Raw genomic sequence first — 1,003 nt, forward strand, 5'->3', positions numbered from 1 at the left:
TTGAGTGTTTTGAGTGCTTTGGTTGGGGTGGTTCGTGTTGGAACACGTCATAAGGCGTCTGCTCTATTTGATGGCTAGGGAGCATTCTTTGACGACTTGTCTGAGTAAGGGTAGTTCGATGCGGGTCTGGCCCTGCTGCAAGGCTCGTATGGCAGCTTCACATAGGATTTGATCGAGGACGCCGATATAGCCTCGGGTCGCTTGCAGTAATAAACTCTGGGCTTTAGGTTGGGTCAATTCTGATGGGTCGGGAAGCTGCAGGACGTGGGTTTCCCATAGGGCGGTCATGGATTGAAGATCGTCGCTATCTAGGCGGGAGAATCGATAGGCCGATAGAAAGCGGTACAGCACTTGTTCATCACGTTGGATCACGACGTTGAGGCGATCGGTGCCCACTAACACAACGGCAATTTCTAAAAGGTCGGAGATATCTCGAATTTCGGACATGGCTTGGGCACTCGCCCGTTGGGCTTCGTCGAAAATGATCATCTCGACTTGGCAATTCCGTAATACGTGGTACACCCGCTCTCGTAGTTCAGGGTTTTGGCCACGGGTGGCTTGATACTGAAGGGTCTCAAGTAAGCCGATGAAGAGGCTACGAACGGATAGGTTCTCGCGACAGTGCCAGTACATGACAGGAACGATGGGGGCGTGACCCGGTCGTTGGGTCATTTGGCTTTTGAGGTGGTAGGTGTCACAACTAACAGTTTTACCGGTGCGTGATTCACCAATCACACGGCAGGATTGACGGGCTAGGCGTTTTCCATCTAACCAGGTATGAAAATCGAGCATCTGGGGCAGTTCTAGGATTCGACGGCGGCCTAGTTGCCGAATGCGATCGTTGATGTCGGCGATCGCGGGCGGTGAGGAAACAGAAGCAGATGACTTAGGGACAGGAGATTTCTCTTTGGGAGGCATGGAGGATCTCGATGGAGGTTGGCAGATGTTGGACGGTTAGGAGTTAATGTCCATGCAATCGACGCAGTTGCTCGTAGTCGTACAC

1 protein-coding gene is annotated in these 1,003 nt (G+C 52.3%); it reads right to left on the minus strand.

Annotated elements, in window-relative coordinates:
- Positions 1-63 precede the first annotated feature (63 nt).
- On the minus strand, positions 64-918 hold the full coding sequence (locus V6D20_21320) for a TniB family NTP-binding protein (protein HEY9818322.1): 855 nt from the start codon (positions 916-918) through the stop codon (positions 64-66).
- Positions 919-1,003: the final 85 nt, after the last annotated feature.

This window comes from Candidatus Obscuribacterales bacterium (assembly GCA_036703605.1).
Classification (GTDB): domain Bacteria; phylum Cyanobacteriota; class Cyanobacteriia; order RECH01; family RECH01; genus RECH01.

Bases quoted from the DNA above. Each gene is read 5' to 3' on its own strand.
- V6D20_21320 (HEY9818322.1), bottom strand. From the start codon at position 918: ATGCCTCCCAAAGAGAAATCTCCTGTCCCTAAGTCATCTGCTTCTGTT.